This is a genomic window from Streptomyces sp. NPDC101110 (assembly GCF_044759525.1).
Classification (GTDB): Bacteria; Actinomycetota; Actinomycetes; order Streptomycetales; family Streptomycetaceae; genus Streptomyces.
Genome location: NZ_JBIVZM010000015.1, coordinates 75,358 through 93,956, shown reverse-complemented (window position 1 = coordinate 93,956; position 18,599 = coordinate 75,358). Strand labels below are relative to the sequence as shown.

The following is an 18,599-nucleotide window of genomic DNA, read 5'->3' as shown; positions in this document are numbered from 1 at the left end:
CACCCCTTGTCACACCGGGGGTGGCCGTCGGCACGGAGGCCGGCCGAGCCGACGACGAGGGGGGCTCCTTGACCCGCACGACATCCGGAACCCTCACCACCCCCGACGGCACCCGCCTCTCCCACCGGACCCACCACCCCGCAGCCGATCCCGTGACCACGCTCCTCCTCCTGCACGGCCTCGCCGGCCACCAGGGCGAGTGGGACACCCTCGCCGCGCGACTGTCCGCCGACGGCCACCGCGTGGTGACGTACGACGCCCGCGGGCACGGCGCCAGCACCCGCACACCGGCGTCCACCACCCGCGAGGCCCACGTCCAGGACGCCACAGCCCTGATCGAGGCACTGGAGCTCGCCCCCGTGACCCTTCTGGGCCAGTCCCTCGGTGGCCACACGGCGATGCTGCTGGCCGCGGCCCACCCCCACCTGGTGAAGTCCCTGATCCTGGTCGAAGCGGGCCCGGCCGGCCCGTCCCCAGGCCTCCCGGCGCAGATCGCGGCCTGGCTGGACAGCTGGCCGACCCCGTTCCCGTCCCTCCGGGAGGCGGAGGCCTTCCTCGGTCACGAGGCATGGACGAGGACGCTGGAGCGGCGGGCCGACGGCTGGCACTCCACCATGGACCGCACCACGATCATCGACACGGTCGCCGAACTCGCCACCACCGCCTACTGGGACGAGTGGTCCCGCGTCGCCTGCCCCACGCTCCTCGTCCAGGGCGAACACGGCACGATGCGACCCGACGAGCCGTCCACAATGCTCGCCCGCCGCCCGGCCACCCGCCTGATCTGCATCCCCGGCGCGGCCCACGACGTCCATCTGGACCAGCCGGGACGCCTCCACGAGGCGGTCGCCTCCGTCCTGCCCGGCTGAGGCGGCGCGGGGCGGGAAGGAAGTGCGTGGGACCGAGAACGCCAAATGGTTCGACAGGCCCCGGCCTCCCCGCTCATCCTGCGAAGCGCCACCGGCGCGCCGGACGACGTGAGGGAGACGACCGTTGCACCCCAGCCCGAATCCCAATCCCAATCCCAACCCCACCATCCGCCACATCACCTTCGACTGCACGCGCGAGCCCTACGAACTGGCCCGCTTCTGGGCCGAGTTCCTGGGCCGTTCCATCTCCGACATCGACAAACCCGGGGACGACGAGGTCCTGGTGGAACTGCCGGACGGTGCGCCCGGCCTCCTCTTCGTCAGAGTCGAGGACGCCAAGGCGACGAAGAACCGCATCCACTTCGACCTGGGACCCACCGGCCGCACCCGCGCCGAGGAGGTCGAACGCGCCGTGTCACTGGGCGCCCACGTCCTCACGGACCGCACCCTCCCGAACGGCCGGGGCTGGGTGGTGATGGCGGACCCGGAGGGCAACGAGTTCTGTATCGAACGGGGAGAACTGGGCTGAGGCGGTGGGGCGGGCGCGACTGCACCGAGTCCGGCCCGACAACCCGATGCATTCAGCACGCGGCGGCCCTACGGTCGGAGGCCCAGGCTTGAACCAGGAGGGGTACGTGTCATCGGCTGAAGACCGACCACGGGTGTACGAGATCCGGATCGACGGCTACCCGACCGCGCAGGAGGCCCTCGCCCTCCAGGCCCCGATCGAAGGCCTCCTGTGCCCGGACCCCGACCACGCCCCACCGTGCGAGATCCCCTGGAGCTTCACCCTCACCGCCGGGGACGACGACCCGTCCACCGCCCTCGTCCTGGGCGTGTATACGTCCAGCGGCCGGGCCATGCAGCTGGCAGACCGGGTACGCCCGCTCGCGGGCGGCACGCGGACCGTCGCTGTGAGCGAGGGCGAGGCCGGGGAGTGGGAGGAACTGGTGGAGCAGTATCGGTTCGAGAGGGGGCTGGGCTAGGTCTCGTCCGCGTCAGCGCCCTGTGCTGGCGCACGTCATGGACTGGATGAAGAAGCGCCACGCATCGCCGCCGACAGCGATCGAATGCGCGTCAACCCTCTTCGAGTCCCGAACAAGAGCGCCATGACTCGTGAGCGCACACTCCACGCACTCGCCTCCGGCACCGTTGCTGTAGGACGACCGGAACCAGACGAGACGGCTGCTGGCGTCGGACTCAGGCGATATCACTACGCGTAATCCTTCAAGATCGACTCGATCAACAGGGCCGAGCGCTGAGGACTCAGGGCTGCCGCTCGCAGGCCGTCGAATGCCCTCGTGTACTCACGTACATGATGCTCGCCCTCCAGGTACACAGCATCCGTGATGCCGTCCCGGTACACGATGTCCGGATCCTCGGGGGCGGGAAAGCCCAGCATGGTGAACGAACCGGTAGTGGGACGGGTCCCTGAGTCGAAGGGAAGGACCTGCACGGTCACGGTCGGCAGAGCGGCTGTCTCCAGAACGCGTGCCAACTGCTCCCGCATCAGGGCGCGATCACCGATAACGTGGCGCAGCGCGCCCTCGTTCACGATGAACCACGCGTCTGGAGCCTCCGCCTGTCGCAGCATGGCTTGGCGTTCCATCCGTACCTGCACCGCCTTCGCGATGTCCTCTACGGACATGTGTGCCCCAGCCTTGTGAAGCTCGGAGGCGTACACCTCGGTCTGCATGAGGCCAGGCACCACCTCGCACTGGTACTGCCGGAAGGTCGAAGCGTCCTGCTCCAGGCCGATGTAGATGTTGAACCACTCAGGTACGCCAGCGCCGTGGACCTGCCACCAACCGCGTACTTTCGCCTGCCTAGCCAGGGACTTGAGGAACTCACGCAGCTCGTCGCTGGTGTCGTAGAAGCGGCACAGGGCGTCGATGTCCGAGGGCTGGACGCGTCCGCTGCCCGTCTCCATCCGGTTGACCTTGGAGCCGCTCCAATCCAGGGCCTCGCCGACCTGAGCGCAGGTCAGGGCGCTCCCCTCGCGGAGCTTCTTCAGCTCGATCGAGAGGCGCCGTCGGCGTGCCGTGGGTGATCCGGCCATCTCAACCCTCTTTCAAATAGCGAGCGTTCAGTCTCGCGCCAAGGGGTGTGCTTGCCAATCACTCAGAAGTGGGAATCCCTTCCTGCACATTGCAAGATGGGATGTGTTCCCCGCACTCTGGTCTCCAACGCAACTGACCGTGAACATCCGTGACGTTGCGCTGTCGATGCGGTGCCAACCGCGATGAAAGGGGTCCGCGTGAGTCAGGAAGCCTGCGTGCCACGCAAGCCATGGGACATCGCCTTCACGGCCGAAGCAGCGGAATTGGCGTCCCTGCGCCGGATCACGCGGCTGCATCTAGGGCTCTGGGGGTTGCACCACATGGCCGACGAAGCCCAACTGTGCGTCAGTGAGCTTGTCTCCAACGTCATCACTCACGTGGGACCGGGCACCCCTGCAACACTGGCGGTCTCGATGAAGGGCACGCGCCTGCGCATCGAGGTGCACGACCCTGACGCGCGCGCCCTTCCCACTCTCCGTGACCCGGACACGGACGCCGAGGAGGGGCGCGGGATGGCTCTCGTGGACGCCCTCGCCGACCAGTGGGGTGTGCTGCTACGCCCGGATCGCAAAGTCACCTGGTGCGAGCTGGCCACACGGATCGCCACGGCCGACGGACATGTTCAAGCCTCCAGCGTGATGCGGGCCGAGACCTTGCTGCACCACTACGTCGCCGCTGCGCAGCCCCGACCCACAGTGGGCATGAGCAGATTGACCTCGACCATGGTGGAAGAGACCGTGATCGCGGCGATCACCGACTTCCTCCACTGGTTCCGAGCCCACGGTTGAAACGCGGACGACATGCTCGACCGAGCGCAGATGCGCTTTGAGGCCGAATCCGCTTCTCACACAGGGGGCTGTGAGGCATCACCCAGCGATTGCTGAGTACGTCCACACGTCAGCCGGGAGCGGATGCTTCAACTGCCAGGTGATGGCCATCGGCTTGCTGCCTGTGTGCTCCACATAATCAGCAGGGCCCAGCAACATCCATGGCTGGGCACCCCCGATGTCTGTGCTCTTGTAGCGACGTACGAAGAGCAGGACCTTGCTGCCATCAGTAGCGTGGCGTTGGTACCGCAGACCTGTGGGAGAGGTCTCCGAGATCTGGTGTTGGGACTCCCAGTGGAAACGGGTCTCGCTGAGGGCATAGTCGCGGTAGCGGGTTTGAGGGGAGAAGTCCTTCTCGTCCTTCTCCAGGGTGATGAGGAGGGCGTCCGTCTTCATGGACTCGCACCACTTCACACCCTCGCGAGAGTCGCCCGGCATAAATCCTCCGATGGCGGACGCACCCAGGGCAGGCAGGATCTCCTCACGGCTGTATGAGGCGTGGACTGTCAGCGGCACCCCCGCGTTGTCTCCGATCCCGAGGAGGGGAATCGGGACGTGCTCCGTGTGAGCGAGGTTGTACGCCAACATCTGGCAGATTTCACTCCGCACTTCCTCCTGTTTGCGGAGTGACGCGAAGCCGGAGTCGTAGCTGGCGAAGCTCTTGCGGGTTGCACCGCCGAGGGGCCAGAGCTGGAAGAAGAGCATGCGGGCATACGCCTGCCCCTGCTGGTCGAGCTCGCTGTAGGTAGGCGCGTCATCTTCCAACATTCGGGTGTATGCAGCTACACGCAGCGGATCATCCACGTGCAGAAACGCTGGGATGCGTTTGAGAAGCGCCGCCTCGCCTTCAGGTGGATCGCCCTTGAGGAGTCCTGCTCGGCGTAGGAGGCCCGTCCAAGAGTTGCCGTTTCCTCGGTAGAGCTCCTTCAGTTCTCGGCCGCTCTCTTCTAGGTAGCGGCTGAGTCTCGGCTCTGCATAGTCTGCAACCTCGCGCGCTAGTGCAGTGACCTTGACGCCAATCTGATCCTTGATGTTGGCGATAATCGCCTTTTTTGCTTTCTCTTCAAGGATGATCTGGCAGCCGGAGGGGAGCTGGGGGAAGTCGTGTTCGATGTGATCGAGCAGCCTCTTGCGTGTCAGGTTGGTGAGCGCTCGAAACTGGTTCTCGAAACGGAATTCCTTGCGATGCTGTCCGATGAAGTCGAGCACGGTGAGAACCGCCTTGCCTTCAGACCGGCGGAGCCCGCGGCCGAGCTGCTGCAGGAAGACCGTGGCGCTCGATGTGGGGCGCAGAAGCAACAGTGTGTCTACGTCTGGGAGGTCGAGGCCTTCGTTGAAGAGGTCGACCGAGAAGATCACCTGGAGCGAGCCGGATGCCAAGTCGTTCAGCGCCTGCCTGCGCTGCTCCGCCGGCGTCTGCCCAGACAGAGCGATGGCCTCAAGGCCGGCCGTTCGGAAAACCTCGGCCATGAAGTGGGCGTGTGCTACTGATACACAGAAGCCCAACGCTCGCATGGTGCTGGGATCGGACAGCTTTTCTCGGACGGCGTTCACGACCAGCCGGGCACGCCTGGCGTTGCTCGACAGCACATTGCTCAGCGCGGTTGGGTCATATGCCCCGCGCTTCCATTCCACTGTGCTGAGGTCTGTGGAGTCGCTGATGCCGAAGTAGTGAAAGGGGCTGAGTAGATCGTTTTCGAGCGCCTCCCACAGGCGCATCTCGGCTGCGATCCGGCCTTCAAAGAACTCGTCCTGAATGTTTCTGCCATCCATGCGCTCAGGCGTGGCGGTGAGGCCTAGCAGTTCTAGCGGCTGGAAATGATCGAGGATCTTACGGTACGTCGGTGAGGTTCCGTGATGAAACTCGTCGATGACGATTACATCGAAGTGATCAGGAGCGAGACGGTCCAGGCCCTTGGCGCTCAGCGACTGCACGCTGGCGAAGACGTGTGACCAGCGTTCTGGGATCTCTCCGCTGTGTAGCGATTCGCCGAAGTTCGCGTCCACCAACACGTCTTGGTACGTCCTCATCGACTGCTCAAGGATTTCCTTGCGGTGGGCGACGAAGAGGAGCCGCAGGTCACGGCCATGCTTCCTACGTAGTTGCTTGTAGTCGAGCGCTGCCATCACGGTCTTGCCCGTGCCGGTGGCTGCCACTAGCAGGTTTCGGTGCCTATCGTGCACCTCCCGCTCGACTTCGAGCCGCTCCAGCATGTCGCGCTGGTGCGGGTACGGTCTTACCTCCAGCCCCGACAAGGTGATCCCACGCTGGGCCGCGGACGTCGATGATGTACCGCCCGCAATCGCGAGGGCGTCGCGGAGACGCTCGCCATCCGCCTTAGGGTCGTACGTCTCGAACGACGGGTCGCTCCAGTAGGCATCGAAGGTGGCCTCGAACTTGCGCATCACGTCAGGTGTGGCGATCGACGAGAGCCGGACGTTCCACTCCAGGCCGTCGAGGAGCGCTGCCTTGGACAGGTTGGAGCTGCCCACATACGCCGTGTCGTATCCGCTGCTACGGCGAAACAGCCACGCCTTGGCATGCAGCCGCGTCGAGCGGGTCTCGTAATTGACCTTGACTTGCGCATTGAACTCTTCCACGAGTCGATCCAACGCACGTCGCTCAGTGGCACCGATGTAGGTCGTCGTGATGACCCGTATCGGCACCCCTCGTGCATGTGCAGCCTTCAGCGACTGCTCAATGATCCGTAGCCCATGCCACTTCACGAAGGCGCACAGCAGGTCCACGCGGTCAGCGGTGGCGAGTTCTGTGCGTAGTTCGAAGCCGAGGCTCGGGTCCTCGGGGGAGTTGGTGATCAGAGCGGCATCGGACAGCGGGATGCCCGGACGTACGGCAAAGACGCCTGGTGCTGCCTGCCGGGTGATCGCGAGGAGTTGGCGTGGTCCCTCGGCAATCAAATCCCCCCACTCTTTGGCGCCTTGCAGCGTGCTGAGGGACTCCAAGATGTGGTTCGCTGCGTGGACCCGCTCCTCTGGGTGGAGGTTCTGCAAGACCTGCCGAACCGTGCCCCCGATGTGCCGAGCTAGGACGTGTGGCACGGACTCGGGCCCCACCGCTTCGCTGATGGGATGCCATCCGAGGCCGGCCAGCTCCTTCAACTGCTGCTCGAAGCGGAGCGTGATCAGCTGTTCGTACAGTCCATCGACTGGGGCAGACGCTTCGGTGCGGCGGCTCTCAGGCACTGGCAGGATCCCCCGATTGATCGCGACGATCGACGATGAGGCTGTTCTATCAAGAGGCACTGACAGGGCCCCGGCCACGGTCAGACGCTAGTTCCGGCTGCGCTGGACGAGCCCGCCCACGTGCACGAGATTGATCTCTACTGCACCGCAATTGATCGCAACAGGTTACGTTTTGAGCGTGCACTTACGTGATCTGCTCATACGTATAGCGGAGCTCTACGACCCCAAGGCCGGTACGGCTCACGGCGTGCCAGCTCAGGACCTCCTTCGGGAGGTCGAGACGATGACCGATCTGCCCTTACCCCGTGGCTTCGTAGCATCGGGGTACGGCGGTAAGGGGGGCGCGAGCAGCACTCCATGGATCGGCGTCTTCGCTGAATCGATCAATGTCCAGGCCCAAGAGGGGCTGTATCTCGCCTACATCTTCGACTCGACTCGTACCTCCGTCACCCTGACCTTGCAGCAGGGCGTGACGAAGCTTTCGGACGCCTACCCCAAGCTGGGCGATCGGCTGAGCGAACTGAAGCGGCGAGCAAGGCACCTTAGGGCGGGGATGGAACCCGAGCTGGCCATGCATTGGGCTCACACGCCGGTCTTCGCCTCCAAGCTCGAGCGACCCCGTGCGTACGAGGCCGCGAGTGTGGCAGCGCGGCGGTACGAGATTGCCAGCATGCCAACTGAGGAGCGCTCGCAGAGGAACTCCGTGTGGCATCTCTGCTTCTCCGGGACGCAGCCGCGAGCCATCGGGTCTGGCTCCAGCAGCCGTCGGAGAACGAGCCCATTCTCTACGAGGGTCAGGGCCATGCCTCGCTTCCCGCCGATGACCCCCTCGACGGCTTTCGCCCTAACGACAGCAGCGACTACTACGTCCACATCAGAGGCGGCCGCCGACGCAGGGAACGACACCACGAAGCGCTCATCAAGGACTTCGGCCTTCACGCTGTGATGCGCGGGTATCAGCCGATAACGCTAGGCATGTACCCCAGGGATCTAGTCCTACGTCGTCCTACCGTGGATCAGCAGCGTGCCTGGCTCGTAGAGGGCAAGGCTGTTAAGAAGGGCAACGCGACCCAGGCCGTCCGTGAGGCAGTGGGGCAGCTTTTCGAGTACAGCTACTACTGGCACGAGAAGCGGGGCGAGCCAAAGCCCTATCTGGTTGCTCTCTTCACGGAAGACATAGGGCACTACGCCGAGTACCTAGAGGCACACGGCATCGCGTCGATCTGGAGGACTGAGGGCGGGGGTTGGGCGGGTTCTCCCACAGCCATCTCATGGGGTCTGGCCGTAGGAGCCTAACCAGGCCGCGTACGAACCCCGGCGACACTTAGTTGCCGTTGGGGCCGCCCGCTTCCCGACCAGTGTCGTGCCTCCGCGCCCCGCCTCAAGGGCGCTCTCACTCCGTTGCGCTGCGTTCCGTGTCGGCTGCGCCGATGGCCCTGCGGGCCATCCTTGACCCGGGTCGCTCCGGCGCGGGAGAGAAGCGAGCGGGCGGCCCGGGGAAGCGGTGGTCCGGGGTGGTGGCGGCGCCGTGCGCTGTGCAGGTGCCCGGCGTGACGGGCGCGTCAGCGGTTCCGTGCACGCCGGGTCGGCTCAGCGGCGACTTGCCGGTGGTCCGCTTGATCAAGGGCAGCGGGCCCTCAGGCCCCGCCGCCGTGGCACTCCCCATACGTTCGTCCCGACCCGCACCAGCAAGCCGCCCCCTGCTGCGGCGGCCACGCCACCGCCCGCCCCCTCGCCGCCAGTGTCGTCGCGTACTGGGGGAGGAGGGTCGGGTCCGTCGGGGAGGAGAGTTCCGAGGCTGCGAAGGCCTCGTAGGACGGGACCGTGCCGGTGACGATGCCCAGGTTCGGGGTGCCGGAGGCGGACAGTTCCCGCAGGGCCGTCTCTATGGTCGAGAGGTGTTCCTCGTGGGTCGGGTACTCCGATGTGAGCGACGGATACGCCTCCAGGAGTTCCGTGAGCTCGTCCGCCGGCCAGTGCAGGATCGCCACCGGGAAGGGGCGGGAGAGGGCCTCCCGGTACGCGCCCAGTTCCGCTCGGAGGCGGAGGATCTCCGCCTCCAGTTCCGCGGGGTTCTCCGAGCCCAGGGACCACACGCGCTTGGGGTCGTGGAGTTCGTCCAGGGTGATCGGGAGGGAGTGGACCGTGTCCGCCAGGGCGTCCCACTCGTCGTGGGACCTGCCGAGCATGCGCCGTACGCGGTGGCGGCCGAAGAGGAGGGGGTGGGTGGCGTAGGGGGGCTCCTCGACGTCCGTCAGGAGGCGGTGCACGGCCTCCGTGAATGTCTCGTGGGCCGCTTCCAGTTCGTCGTGGGATTCCAGGGACTCCGCGACGATCACCCAGGGGGCCGGGTCCTTGGGGGACGCCGCCCGGACGCCCTCGATGATCGCGCGGGCCTCGGCCTCGTGGCCGTACTCCCACAGGTTCGAGGCCTTGAGCGCCCGTACCAGGTGGGGGTTGTCCAGGCCCTCGGTGGAGGACAGCAGGCGGTCGTAGAGGGTGGTCGCGGTGGGGCGGTCGCCGGCCAGCTCCAGGTGGGCCGCCGCCCGCAGCAGCAGGGCCTCGGCGTCCTCGGGATACAGGCCGGCGGTCCGCTCCAGGCGTGCCGCCTCGGCGGTGTGGTCGACGTTTTCGGCAGGCGTGTCGGGGCGCATGGGGGACACCGTACTGCCGGGAGGTGACGAGCGTGAGAGATGCGCAGGCCAGACCACTCGGCCCACCGACTTTCCCCCGCTCGCCACCCGGGCTTCACGGTTCGTCCCGAACCGCCGCCGCCGGACCGGCCCAGGACAACCGGGACTACGGGGTCACACCGTCGATGTGCAGGGTTTGCACGGACTTCGCCGCGAAGGGGACGCCTACGGATTTGCCCGACAGGCGGATGTCCGAGCGTGCCGTGTAGAGGTCGCCGCCGCCCGTCGTGACCGTGTTCCAGCGGGGGACCAGGCCGCCCGAGCCGCCCGTCACCGTCGCGAAGCGGGAGAGGTCGAAGGTGAGGGTCTGTGCGGAGGCGGAGGTGTTCACCGCGACGATCACCAGGCGGCGGGCCGTCGCATCGTACGCCGCCACCGCGTAGTCGACGCCCGTGTCCAGGATCGTCATTCCGGGGCGGATGTGGCGGCTGAACTGGGCCATCACGTAGTGCTTGGTCTGGACGGTGGTGGGCTGGAGGGTGTTCGCGTCGTAGGCGATCATCGCCCAGCCCGTGGACGGGTCCATGACCTGCCAGTAGCACCAGGCCGTCGGGTGCAGCCAGCGGAAGTCGAGGCAGAGGTTCGAGGCCATCGTCAGGCCCGTGCCGTCGCTGTCGCCCGTCTCGGAGTTCCACAGCTTCTTGCGGGAGGTGGTGACCACGTCCGTGTAGAGGAGGTCGCGGCGGCCCCCCGAGCCCTGGTAGCCGTGCACGTTCACCTGCGACACCAGGGCCTTCGTCGACGTACCGAAAGAACCCCAGGTGGAGCGGGCCGTGTCGTAGTTCGTCTCGTCCGAGGCCGCGACGCGCAGGCCCGTGAGGCCGCGCTTGTCCAGTTCGCTGCGCATGTACGGGAGGACGGCCGCCTGGACCGCCGGGTCCATGTGGCAGCCCTCCTGGGTGCCGGTCGCGGTCCACCAGCTGGAGGCCGGCTCGTTGAAGGGGTCGACCGTCGCGAAGTTCACGCCCCAGTTGGTCTTCGCGTACAGGGCCGTCGCCGCCAAGTGGCTCGCGTGCTGGCGGTAGTTCCAGGTCTGGAGGTTGTTGCCGCCGCCCGCGGCGCCCGAGGGGTTGTGGTTGCTGCACATCCACCACATGGGGGAGTTGGCGAACAGCTCGGTGATCGCGCCCCGCTGTGTCGCCTTCACCAGCATCGCGCGCTGGTTGGCGTCGGCCGTCCACTTCCACGCCGAGGAGGCGGGGTCCTCGTTGTTCCAGTCCTGCCAGAAACCCTCGATCTGCTTGAAGGCGGGGATGTTGGGCGACTTCACCATCGTCTCGCCGCCGACGCTGTTCCAGCTGCACGCGCCGAGGTTGTAGCGGGCGATGTTGAGGCCCAGGCCGGGGAGGGAACGGCCGTTGTACGTGACGGACTTGGTGGTGAAGAACAGGTCGGCGAAGTCGTCCCGGGCGCCGAAGACGTTGGCCCACCAGGCGAGGGAGGTGCCCCAGCCCTCCCAGGTGCCGTACGTCGTCGACGGGTTGACGGCGATGGTGGCGTCCGCGTGCGCGGTGCCCGTCGCCAGGGCGCTGCCGAGGAACGTTCCGCCTGCTGCGGCCAGCAGGCTTCTGCGTCGGATCACGGCTCCTCCGTAAGGGAGATGAGGGCGCACGCCGGTCCCCGGCCCGGCGTCGCACAGGGGGCCCGTTGTCGGGTGACGAGAAGCATCGGGTGCGGCGGGTGGGTTGTCGAGAGTTCTGACGAACCTTCCTCAAACCCGTGTACGAAGTCGCTGCCCCGGGCGGGGGAGGGGTCCTGTATAACGGACGACAGGACATACGCGCGGTACGAGGGGAGGGGCAGCCGTGAACCGGAGCTGGGCCACCCTGCGTCCCGCCCTCGCACTGCTCTTCCTGCTCGTCGAGGTGGCGCTGCTCGACACCGGCAGCCTCTCCGCCACCGTCGCCCTCGCCGCCACCGCCGCGGCCTCGTCCGCCCTCGCGCTCTGCGCCGTCGCCGCCTCCCGCTGCGTGCCCACCGTGCCGCGCACCCGCGTGCGTACGGCCATCCGCGACCGGGACCGGCGTACGGCCTTCCTGCCCCAGCGCGATCCCGACGCCCGGGGACGCACCCGGCCCCGGGCACCCGGCCACGCCCTCCGGGCGACCGTCGCGTAGGGGCACCTCCACACCTGTGAGTGACCCCGCGCGGGTCGTCATGCCGCCATGACCCACTTCCGGCACGACGAGACCCCCGGAGGGCTCACTCATGTCCGTTTTCGCGACCCTGGTCGAGCATCTTGCCGACCTGCTCCAGCCGCTGTTCGGCGCCTCGGCCGTCGCCGCGGCGATCGTCCTGTTCACCGCGCTCGTACGCCTCCTCGTCCACCCCCTGTCCCGGGCCGCCGCGCGCGGCCAGAAGGCCCGCACCGCGCTCCAGCCGAAGATCGCCGAGCTGCGGAAGAAGCACGGCAAGGACCCCGAGAAGCTCCAGAGGGCCGTGCTGGAGCTGCACGCCCAGGAGAAGGTGTCGCCGCTGGCCGGCTGTCTGCCCGGGATGCTCCAGATCCCCGCGTTCTTCCTGCTCTACCACCTGTTCTCCAGCGACACGATCGGCGGCGAGGCCAACGGGCTGCTCGGCCACCGGCTGTTCGCGGCGCCGCTCGGGGAGCGGTGGACGGACGCGCTCCACGGGGGTGTTCTCAGTGGTGCCGGGCTCGTCCATGCCGCGCTGTTCGTGGTCGTGGCCTGCGTCGCCGCGTTCAGCTACCGGACCGGCAAGCGCATAATGGCCGCGAACCCGGCCGCACAGGCCGGTGACGGGGAGCAGCTGCCCGGCCTGGGGGCCGTGTCGAAGGTGATGCCGTTCATGTCGTTCTTCACGCTCGTCACCGTGGCCGTGGTGCCGCTGGCCGCCGCGCTGTACGTCGTCACCAGTACGACGTGGAGTGCCGTCGAGCGGGCCGTGCTGTACCGGTGACCGGTGGCCGGTCCAGTACGTGAACGGGGTATTGCGGAGGGCACGGGCAGCTTGGAGGATCGACCAGTCCTCCGATGGCTGCCCCGCCGCATCCGGGTCGCGCTCATCAGTCGGGCGCCCGCGACAGAGGGAGACTGATCATGAAGCTGCTGCGAGTCGGTACGGCGGGGGCCGAGCGGCCGGCACTGCTCGACACCGAGGGCGGCCTGCGGGACCTGTCGGGCATCGTGGCGGACATCGACGGCGCGCTGCTCGCCGACGAGGAGGCACTCGACCGGGTCCGGGCCGCCGCGGACTCCGGGGTGCTGCCCGTTGTGGACTCCACCGGGCTGCGGATCGGGCCGCCGCTGGGCCGGATCGGCAAGATCGTCTGCGTGGGGCTGAACTACCACGACCACGCGCGCGAGACCGGCGCCGAGCCGCCCGCCGAGCCGGTCGTCTTCATGAAGGCACCGGACACCGTGGTCGGCCCGAACGACACCGTCCTCGTGCCGCGCCGGTCCCTCAAGACCGACTGGGAGGTCGAGCTGGCCGTCGTCATCGGGCGTACGGCCAGGTACCTGGAGTCCGCCCAGGAGGCACTCGCGCACGTCGCCGGGTACGCCGTGGCGCACGACGTGTCCGAGCGGGAGTTCCAGATCGAGCGGGGCGGCACGTGGGACAAGGGGAAGAACTGCGAGACGTTCAACCCGCTCGGGCCGTGGCTGGTGACGGCGGACGAGGTGCCGGACCCGCAGGACCTGTCCCTGAAACTCTGGGTCAACGGCGAGCTGAAGCAGGACGGGACGACGGCCGAGCAGATCTTCCCGGTGGGGGAGGTCGTGCGCTACCTCAGCCGGTTCATGACGCTGTACCCGGGTGATGTGATCAACACGGGGACGCCGGCGGGGGTGGCGCTGGGGGCGCCCGAGCCGAAGCCGTTCCTGCGGGCCGGGGACGTCGTGGAGCTGGAGATCGAGGGGCTCGGGCGGCAGCGGCAGGAGTTCAAGGACGCGTAGGCGCTCCGCTGGGAGGGGCGGGGAACTCCGGTCCGTTTCCGGCTGCGGCAGTCCGCGGCTGGTCGCGCGGTTCCCCGCGCCCCTCGGGGCGCTCCCCTCACGCCAGTGTGGAAGCCAGGTCCCGCCACGCCTTCTTCGGGAGGGCGTCGCGGGGCTCTCCGGTCAGGACCTGGAGGGCGACGTGGTCCGCGCCCGCCTCGAAGAACGCGTCGATCTTCGCGCGGATCGCCGTGTCGTCACCCCAGGCGAACAGGGCGTCGACCAGGCGGTCGCTGCCGCCGTCCGCCAGGTCCTCCTCGGTGAAGCCGTGCCGGAGGAAGTTGTTGGTGTAGTTCGGCAGGGGCAGGTACAGCTCCAGGAACTCGCGGGCCAGCGCACGGGCGCGGGCAGGGTCCGTCTCCGGGATGACGCCCAGCTCCGGGGCCAGCAGCGGGGCCTCGCCGAGGATCTCGCGGGCGTGCGCGGTGTGTTCCGGCGTGACCAGGTACGGGATCGAGCCCGCCGCCCGGTCCCGGGCCAGCCGCAGCGACTTCGGGCCCAGCGCGGCCAGGAGACGCCGGTCCGCCGGCACTCCGGCGGTGTCCAGCCCGTCCAGGTGCCCGACCAGGGCCGAGTAGGGACGGGCGTACTGCTCCACCCGCTTGGCGTGGCTCACCCCGAGGCCCAGCACGAAACGCCCCGGGTGGGCCGACTCCAGCTCGGCGAAGGCCGCCGCGGCGGCGTCCGGCTCGTGCTGCCAGATGCTCTGGATGCTGGTGCCGACCGTGAGCGTCGAGGTCGCCTCGATCAGCGGGGCGGCGTTGGCGGCGGAGCTGTTGCCTCCCAGCCATACGGCGCCGTAGCCGAGTTCCTCCAGTTCGGCGGCGGCCTCGCTGAGTTCGCCGCGCCGGTCCGCGTCCTCCGAGCGCAGGCCTGCGCTCCAGATGCCGTACCGGCCGACGGTCTCCTTCAGGGGGCTGGTCATCAGGGGGGATCCCTCCGGTTGGGGCGCCGCGCTTGATCACGCGTACGCGGGTGCCAACCGGAGGGAGTCTCCGGTCATTCCGGGTGGGAGACCTGGAGGTCCTGGAACCGCTCCAGCGCCTCCACCACGAGCCGGTGGTCCTGGAGTTGGGGCAGTCCCGAGACCGTCACCGCGCCGATCACACCCACGCCCTCGACGGTGATCGGGAAGGAGCCGCCGTGGGCCGCGTAGGTGTCGGGGTCCAGGCGCGAGGACTCCTCGAAGGTGCTGCCCTTGGCGCGGAAGCGGGCACCGACCAGGTAGGAGGCGGAGCCGTAGCGCTCGACCACCCGGCGCTTGCGGGCGATCCAGGCGTCGTTGTCCGGTGTCGAGCCGGGCAGCGCGGCGTGGAAGAGCTGCTGGCCGGCGCGGTGGATGTCGATGGCGACCGGGGCCTGCCGCTCCCGGGCCAGTTCGACCAGGAGCGAGCCCAGCGCCCAGGCGTCGTCGTGCGTGAACTGGCGGAACACCAGCCGCCGTTCCTGCTTCTCCAGCTCCTCCAGGCTCGGAGTGAGCTCCGGGTGGAACTTCGGGGTGAGCCCCTGGCTGTGGGAGGGGTTGCTCTTGTGGGTCACAGCGTCACCGTCACCTTCTCGAGGGCCGAACGGCGAGCGGCCTCCAGGACGTCCAGGGCGGCGGCCGCCTCGCGTGCGGTCACCGGGTTCGGGGCGCCCTCCAGCAGGGCCTTCGCCACGGCCGCATAGTAAGCGGGGTAGTCGCCCGGGAGGGTGGGTTCGGGGCGGCCCCCGCCGGTCACCGGGGACTCTCCGGAGCCGACCCGGCCCCACAGCGACTCGGGCTCCGCGCCCCAGTCGGGGCCGGGACGCAGGCCGTCACGGAGGGCGGCCTCCTGGGGGTCGAGGCCGTATTTGACGTAACCGGCGGCGGAGCCCAGGACGCGGAAGCGGGGGCCGAGTTGGGCCGTCGTCGCGGAGACGTACAGGTGGGAGCGGACGCCACCGGTGTGGGTGATCGCGATGAACGTGTCGTCGTCCGTCTCGGCGCCCGGGCGGCGGATGTCCGTCTCCGCGTACACGGAGGCCGCCGGGCCGAAGAGGACCAGGGCCTGGTCGACGACGTGGCTGCCCAGGTCGTAGAGCAGACCTCCGATCTCTGCGGGGTCGCCGGACTCCCGCCAGCCGCCCTTCGGCTTCGGGCGCCAGCGCTCGAAGCGGGACTCGAACCGCCACACGTCGCCCAACTCGCCCTCGGCGAGCAGCTTGCGCAGGGTGAGGAAGTCGTTGTCCCAGCGGCGGTTCTGGAAGACGGAGAGGAGCAGGCCGCGCTCCTCGGCGAGGGCGGCGAGCTCGCGGGCCTCGGCCGCCGTGCCCGCGACGGGCTTGTCGACGACGACCGGCAGGCCGGCCTCCAGCGCGGTCCTCGCGAGCGGCACGTGCGTCTTGTTCGGGGACGCGACGACGATCAGGTCCAGCTCGGCGGCCCGGGCGAACAGCTCGTCCGGTGTGGCGGCGAGGCGTACGTCCGGGAACCCGGCACGGGCCTGCTGCCGCCGTTCCGGGTTCGAGGTGACCACCGTGTCGAGGACGAGGCCCTCCGTGGCGGCGATCAGCGGGGCGTGGAAGACGGAGCCGGCGAGGCCATAGCCGACGAGGCCGACGCGGAGGGGCGAGCCGGGGGCTGTGCCGAGGGGTGTGCCAGTCATGCCACCCACTTTCGCAACGCTGTTGCCAAAGTGCAAGCGCCGGGGACAATGGGGGGCGTGGACAGGGCGGACGACCGTACGGGCGGAGTGGGCGGCATGCGCGGGGCGCCAGACGCGGGAGCGGCCGGTACGGCGGATGGGGCCGGAGCGAGTGTGGTGGGCGCACGCGGGGCCGGAGCGGGTGGGGCCGACGCGCGTGCGGGAGCGGGTGGGTCAGGGGGCGGCGGGGTGAACCTGCCGGCCCTGCGCAGCCATAACGCCGCGCTGGTGCTCGATTTGCTGCGGACCGCCGGGGAGGCGGGCATCAGCCGGCTCGAACTCGCCGAGCGGACCGGGCTCACCCCGCAGGCCGTCAGCAAGATCACGGCCCGGCTGCGGGAGGCCGGGCTCGCGGCGGAGGCCGGGCGCCGGGCGTCGACCGGGGGCAAGCCGCGCACGGTGCTGCGGCTGGTACCGGAGGCCGGACACGCGGTCGGGGTCCATCTCGACCGGGACGAGGTGCGGGTTGTGCTGGTGGACCTGCGGGGGACCGTGGTCGGGGAGCGGCGGGCCGCGCTGGATCTGGGCGCGGGGTCACGGGCCGTGCTGGGGGCGGTGCGGGAGACGGTGGCGGGGGTGCTGCGGGGCGGAGATGAGGGACCCTCGGGGCGCAGGGTGGATGAGGGCCCGGGGCAGGGGTCGGGCAGGGCGGGCGAAGGCTTGCGGTGGGGGCCGGGGAGGGCGGATGCAGGCTTGCGGCTGGGTCTCGCCCCGGGCGATCCGGCCCTGCTCGGGGTCGGAGTCGCGTTGCCCGGGCCGCTCGATCACGGTCGGGGCGTGCTGCACCGCGTGACCGGATTCCCCGAGTGGGACGGCTTCCCGCTGCGTGATGCGCTGGCGGAGCGGCTCGGGGTGCCGGTCGTCGTCGACAAGGACACCAACGCGGCGGCGCTGGGCCTCGCCGCCGGGGGCGAGGGCGGCTCCTTCGCGTACCTGCACCTCGGCACGGGGCTGGGTGCCGGGCTCGTCATCGGCGGCAGCGTGCACCGGGGGGCCAGGACCGGAGCGGGGGAGTTCGGCCACCAGGTGATCCAGCTCGACGGCCCGCCGTGCACCTGCGGGAACCGCGGCTGTGTCGAGGCCCTGTGCCTCGGTGCCGTGGCGCGCGGCGATCTGGACGAGGCGGCACGGGTGCTCGGGGCGGGGGCGGCGAACCTCGTCGGGCTGCTCGACATCGACGTCGTCCTGCTCGGCGGCCGTACGGTGGCGGCGGCGCCGCGGGCCTTCACCGACGGGGTCGGTGCGGTGCTGCTCGCCCGGTCCCGCCGAACGGGCCAGGACGCCGTGCCGGTGCGCGTCGCGGCCGGGGGAGACGGAACCGTGGCGGTGGGCGCCGCCCAGCTGGTGCTGGGGCCGGTGTTCGGGCGCGGGGGAGGCTAGGGGGCTTCCGCGCGGCCGGCCCTGCCGCCGGGGTGCCGGCCGGGGCTGTCCGCCGACCGGGCGGATCCGCGCCGCCGTTCGGGGCCGGTTCGCGGCGTCGCCGTCTCACGAGCCCCTGCGCTCGGAATGTCACATCATCATGCGAACCTGCACGCCCGCTCACCTCGGCCTGGCGGCGGCAGCGGCGACCGCCGTCCTGCTCGCCGGTGCACCTTCGGCGCTCGCGGACGCCCCGGCGCCCGCCTGTACCGCGCCCGACGACCACACCTTCCCGCTCACCACCCGCATCCACGGCGGGCCGGCGTCCTACACGGCCGGCGGCGGGTTCGGGACCTGGTCCGTCGACCTGACCAACACGACCGACCGGACCTGCGCCGGGATCCACCCCGTCGTCGTGCTCGTCGACGACAAGCGGACCCTGGAGCCGTCCCAGCCCCGCCTCGAGTTCTTCGAGGGGGAGACGGCCCACCCCGTGCGGTTCGAGAAGACCGGCGAGGACGAGCTCGTCGCGGCCTTCGCCGACGAGGAGGGCGGCTTCGCCGGGTTCACCGTCGCACCGGGCGACACCGTCACCGTGAAGGTGCGGCTCACCCTCACCTCGGACACCGGGCCCAACGAGGTCACGGCCAACGCGGCGGTGGTGCAGCGGCACGACGACGACGGCGACTGGGTCGGGCAGTCGAACGACTACCGCTTCCGGATCGACGGCGACGAGCCGGGAACCGGCACGGACACGCACACGGACACTGACCCGGGCAAGGAATCCCGCCCCGACTCCGACGCCTCCGTCCCGCCCCGCGAGGACCGGTTCCCGTCCGCGCAGGAACTGGCCCGGACCGGTACCGGCACCCAGGTCACCGCGGCCGCCGCGGCCCTCCTGCTGGCCGGCGGAGCGACCCTGTTCGTGGCACGCCGCCGCCGCTAGGCCGGGTCCCGAAGTCCCG

The 18,599-nt window shown here is 69.4% G+C and carries 18 protein-coding genes and 1 pseudogene; 11 read left to right on the top strand and 8 right to left on the bottom strand.

From position 1 onward, the window contains the following. Window positions 1–68 precede the first annotated feature (68 nt). The 3 genes from ACIQU3_RS30225 to ACIQU3_RS30215 all read left to right on the top strand — a co-directional run bounded on the left by ACIQU3_RS30225 (window position 69) and on the right by ACIQU3_RS30215 (window position 1,855). On the top strand, window positions 69–869 hold the full coding sequence (locus ACIQU3_RS30225; protein ID WP_403928730.1) for an alpha/beta fold hydrolase: 801 nt from the start codon (window positions 69–71) through the stop codon (window positions 867–869). Window positions 870–993: 124 nt separating this feature from the next. Further along, complete coding sequence (locus tag ACIQU3_RS30220; protein WP_403928727.1) at window positions 994–1,398, top strand: VOC family protein; 405 nt, start codon at window positions 994–996, stop codon at window positions 1,396–1,398. A 106-nt stretch (window positions 1,399–1,504) separates the two neighbouring features. Further along, the gene (locus ACIQU3_RS30215; RefSeq protein WP_403726844.1) at window positions 1,505–1,855 is read left to right on the top strand and encodes a hypothetical protein; all 351 of its coding nucleotides are present in this window, start codon (window positions 1,505–1,507) and stop codon (window positions 1,853–1,855) included. A 12-nt stretch (window positions 1,856–1,867) separates the two neighbouring features. Here ACIQU3_RS30215 and ACIQU3_RS30210 read toward each other — a convergent pair whose 3' ends face one another. Together ACIQU3_RS30210 and ACIQU3_RS30205 are read right to left on the bottom strand one after the other, a co-directional pair. Then, complete coding sequence (locus ACIQU3_RS30210; protein ID WP_403726841.1) at window positions 1,868–2,083, bottom strand: DUF397 domain-containing protein; 216 nt, start codon at window positions 2,081–2,083, stop codon at window positions 1,868–1,870. Beyond that, on the bottom strand, window positions 2,083–2,928 hold the full coding sequence (locus tag ACIQU3_RS30205) for a helix-turn-helix domain-containing protein (RefSeq protein ID WP_403726838.1): 846 nt from the start codon (window positions 2,926–2,928) through the stop codon (window positions 2,083–2,085). The genes ACIQU3_RS30210 and ACIQU3_RS30205 overlap by 1 nt, the downstream gene beginning before the upstream one ends. 198 nt (window positions 2,929–3,126) lie before the next feature. Here ACIQU3_RS30205 and ACIQU3_RS30200 point away from each other — a divergent pair, with 198 nt between their 5' ends. After that, the gene (locus ACIQU3_RS30200) at window positions 3,127–3,717 is read left to right on the top strand and encodes an ATP-binding protein (RefSeq protein WP_403726835.1); all 591 of its coding nucleotides are present in this window, start codon (window positions 3,127–3,129) and stop codon (window positions 3,715–3,717) included. A 78-nt stretch (window positions 3,718–3,795) separates the two neighbouring features. Here the strand turns inward: ACIQU3_RS30200 and ACIQU3_RS30195 are convergent, their stop codons facing one another. After that, window positions 3,796–6,960: a DUF3427 domain-containing protein gene (locus tag ACIQU3_RS30195; RefSeq protein WP_403928876.1), complete on the bottom strand. Its 3,165-nt coding sequence runs from the start codon at window positions 6,958–6,960 to the stop codon at window positions 3,796–3,798. A gap of 283 nt (window positions 6,961–7,243) precedes the next feature. Here ACIQU3_RS30195 and ACIQU3_RS30190 point away from each other — a divergent pair. Together ACIQU3_RS30190 and ACIQU3_RS30185 are read left to right on the top strand one after the other, a co-directional pair. Beyond that, window positions 7,244–7,636 (top strand): annotated as a pseudogene (locus ACIQU3_RS30190) (MrcB family domain-containing protein); the annotation flags it as partial. Window positions 7,637–7,665: 29 nt separating this feature from the next. Beyond that, a complete protein-coding gene (locus ACIQU3_RS30185; protein ID WP_403727222.1) occupies window positions 7,666–8,256 on the top strand; it encodes a hypothetical protein in 591 nt (196 codons plus the stop codon). 341 nt (window positions 8,257–8,597) lie between these two features. Here ACIQU3_RS30185 and ACIQU3_RS30180 read toward each other — a convergent pair whose 3' ends face one another. Next, on the bottom strand, window positions 8,598–9,614 hold the full coding sequence (locus ACIQU3_RS30180; protein ID WP_403726830.1) for an SEC-C metal-binding domain-containing protein: 1,017 nt from the start codon (window positions 9,612–9,614) through the stop codon (window positions 8,598–8,600). Between the two features lie 145 nt (window positions 9,615–9,759). After that, the gene (locus ACIQU3_RS30175; protein WP_403928724.1) at window positions 9,760–11,235 is read right to left on the bottom strand and encodes a beta-1,6-galactanase; all 1,476 of its coding nucleotides are present in this window, start codon (window positions 11,233–11,235) and stop codon (window positions 9,760–9,762) included. A gap of 223 nt (window positions 11,236–11,458) precedes the next feature. Here ACIQU3_RS30175 and ACIQU3_RS30170 point away from each other — a divergent pair, with 223 nt between their 5' ends. The 3 genes from ACIQU3_RS30170 to ACIQU3_RS30160 all read left to right on the top strand — a co-directional run bounded on the left by ACIQU3_RS30170 (window position 11,459) and on the right by ACIQU3_RS30160 (window position 13,570). After that, on the top strand, window positions 11,459–11,770 hold the full coding sequence (locus ACIQU3_RS30170; protein ID WP_403726824.1) for a DUF6412 domain-containing protein: 312 nt from the start codon (window positions 11,459–11,461) through the stop codon (window positions 11,768–11,770). A 91-nt stretch (window positions 11,771–11,861) separates the two neighbouring features. Continuing rightward, on the top strand, window positions 11,862–12,572 hold the full coding sequence (locus ACIQU3_RS30165) for a YidC/Oxa1 family membrane protein insertase (protein ID WP_403928721.1): 711 nt from the start codon (window positions 11,862–11,864) through the stop codon (window positions 12,570–12,572). Between the two features lie 140 nt (window positions 12,573–12,712). Further along, window positions 12,713–13,570 (top strand): fumarylacetoacetate hydrolase family protein, encoded by an 858-nt coding sequence (locus ACIQU3_RS30160; protein WP_403928719.1) that lies wholly within the window; start codon window positions 12,713–12,715, stop codon window positions 13,568–13,570. A gap of 97 nt (window positions 13,571–13,667) precedes the next feature. On the opposite strand, the gene ACIQU3_RS30155 is transcribed toward ACIQU3_RS30160, so the two are convergent. The 3 genes from ACIQU3_RS30155 to ACIQU3_RS30145 all read right to left on the bottom strand — a co-directional run bounded on the left by ACIQU3_RS30155 (window position 13,668) and on the right by ACIQU3_RS30145 (window position 16,236). Then, window positions 13,668–14,534, bottom strand: coding sequence for an LLM class F420-dependent oxidoreductase (locus ACIQU3_RS30155; RefSeq protein ID WP_403928716.1), 867 nt, complete (start codon window positions 14,532–14,534; stop codon window positions 13,668–13,670). A gap of 74 nt (window positions 14,535–14,608) precedes the next feature. After that, window positions 14,609–15,148 (bottom strand): heme-degrading domain-containing protein, encoded by a 540-nt coding sequence (locus ACIQU3_RS30150; RefSeq protein ID WP_403726810.1) that lies wholly within the window; start codon window positions 15,146–15,148, stop codon window positions 14,609–14,611. Then, window positions 15,145–16,236 carry a Gfo/Idh/MocA family oxidoreductase gene (locus ACIQU3_RS30145; RefSeq protein WP_403726807.1) on the bottom strand — a complete coding sequence of 364 codons (1,092 nt, stop codon included), beginning with the start codon at window positions 16,234–16,236 and terminating at the stop codon, window positions 15,145–15,147. Before ACIQU3_RS30145 ends, ACIQU3_RS30150 begins: the two co-directional genes overlap by 4 nt. A 96-nt stretch (window positions 16,237–16,332) precedes the next feature. On the opposite strand from ACIQU3_RS30145, the gene ACIQU3_RS30140 reads away from it, so the two are divergent. Both ACIQU3_RS30140 and ACIQU3_RS30135 read left to right on the top strand, forming a co-directional pair. After that, window positions 16,333–17,655 carry an ROK family protein gene (locus tag ACIQU3_RS30140; protein ID WP_403928873.1) on the top strand — a complete coding sequence of 441 codons (1,323 nt, stop codon included), beginning with the start codon at window positions 16,333–16,335 and terminating at the stop codon, window positions 17,653–17,655. Between the two features lie 139 nt (window positions 17,656–17,794). After that, window positions 17,795–18,580, top strand: a complete 786-nt coding sequence (locus ACIQU3_RS30135) for an LPXTG cell wall anchor domain-containing protein (RefSeq protein ID WP_403928714.1) — start codon at window positions 17,795–17,797, stop codon at window positions 18,578–18,580. Window positions 18,581–18,599 lie beyond the last annotated feature (19 nt).

What these genes read in the sequence shown, in the direction of transcription:
- ACIQU3_RS30155 (WP_403928716.1), bottom strand. Translation starts at nt 14,534, where the DNA reads ATGACCAGCCCCCTGAAGGAGACCGTCGGCCGGTACGGCATCTGGAGC.
- ACIQU3_RS30165 (WP_403928721.1), top strand. Translation starts at nt 11,862, where the DNA reads ATGTCCGTTTTCGCGACCCTGGTCGAGCATCTTGCCGACCTGCTCCAG.
- ACIQU3_RS30145 (WP_403726807.1), bottom strand. Translation starts at nt 16,236, where the DNA reads ATGACTGGCACACCCCTCGGCACAGCCCCCGGCTCGCCCCTCCGCGTC.
- ACIQU3_RS30180 (WP_403726830.1), bottom strand. Translation starts at nt 9,614, where the DNA reads ATGCGCCCCGACACGCCTGCCGAAAACGTCGACCACACCGCCGAGGCG.
- ACIQU3_RS30135 (WP_403928714.1), top strand. Translation starts at nt 17,795, where the DNA reads ATGCGAACCTGCACGCCCGCTCACCTCGGCCTGGCGGCGGCAGCGGCG.
- ACIQU3_RS30160 (WP_403928719.1), top strand. Translation starts at nt 12,713, where the DNA reads ATGAAGCTGCTGCGAGTCGGTACGGCGGGGGCCGAGCGGCCGGCACTG.
- ACIQU3_RS30205 (WP_403726838.1), bottom strand. Translation starts at nt 2,928, where the DNA reads ATGGCCGGATCACCCACGGCACGCCGACGGCGCCTCTCGATCGAGCTG.
- ACIQU3_RS30140 (WP_403928873.1), top strand. Translation starts at nt 16,333, where the DNA reads ATGCGCGGGGCGCCAGACGCGGGAGCGGCCGGTACGGCGGATGGGGCC.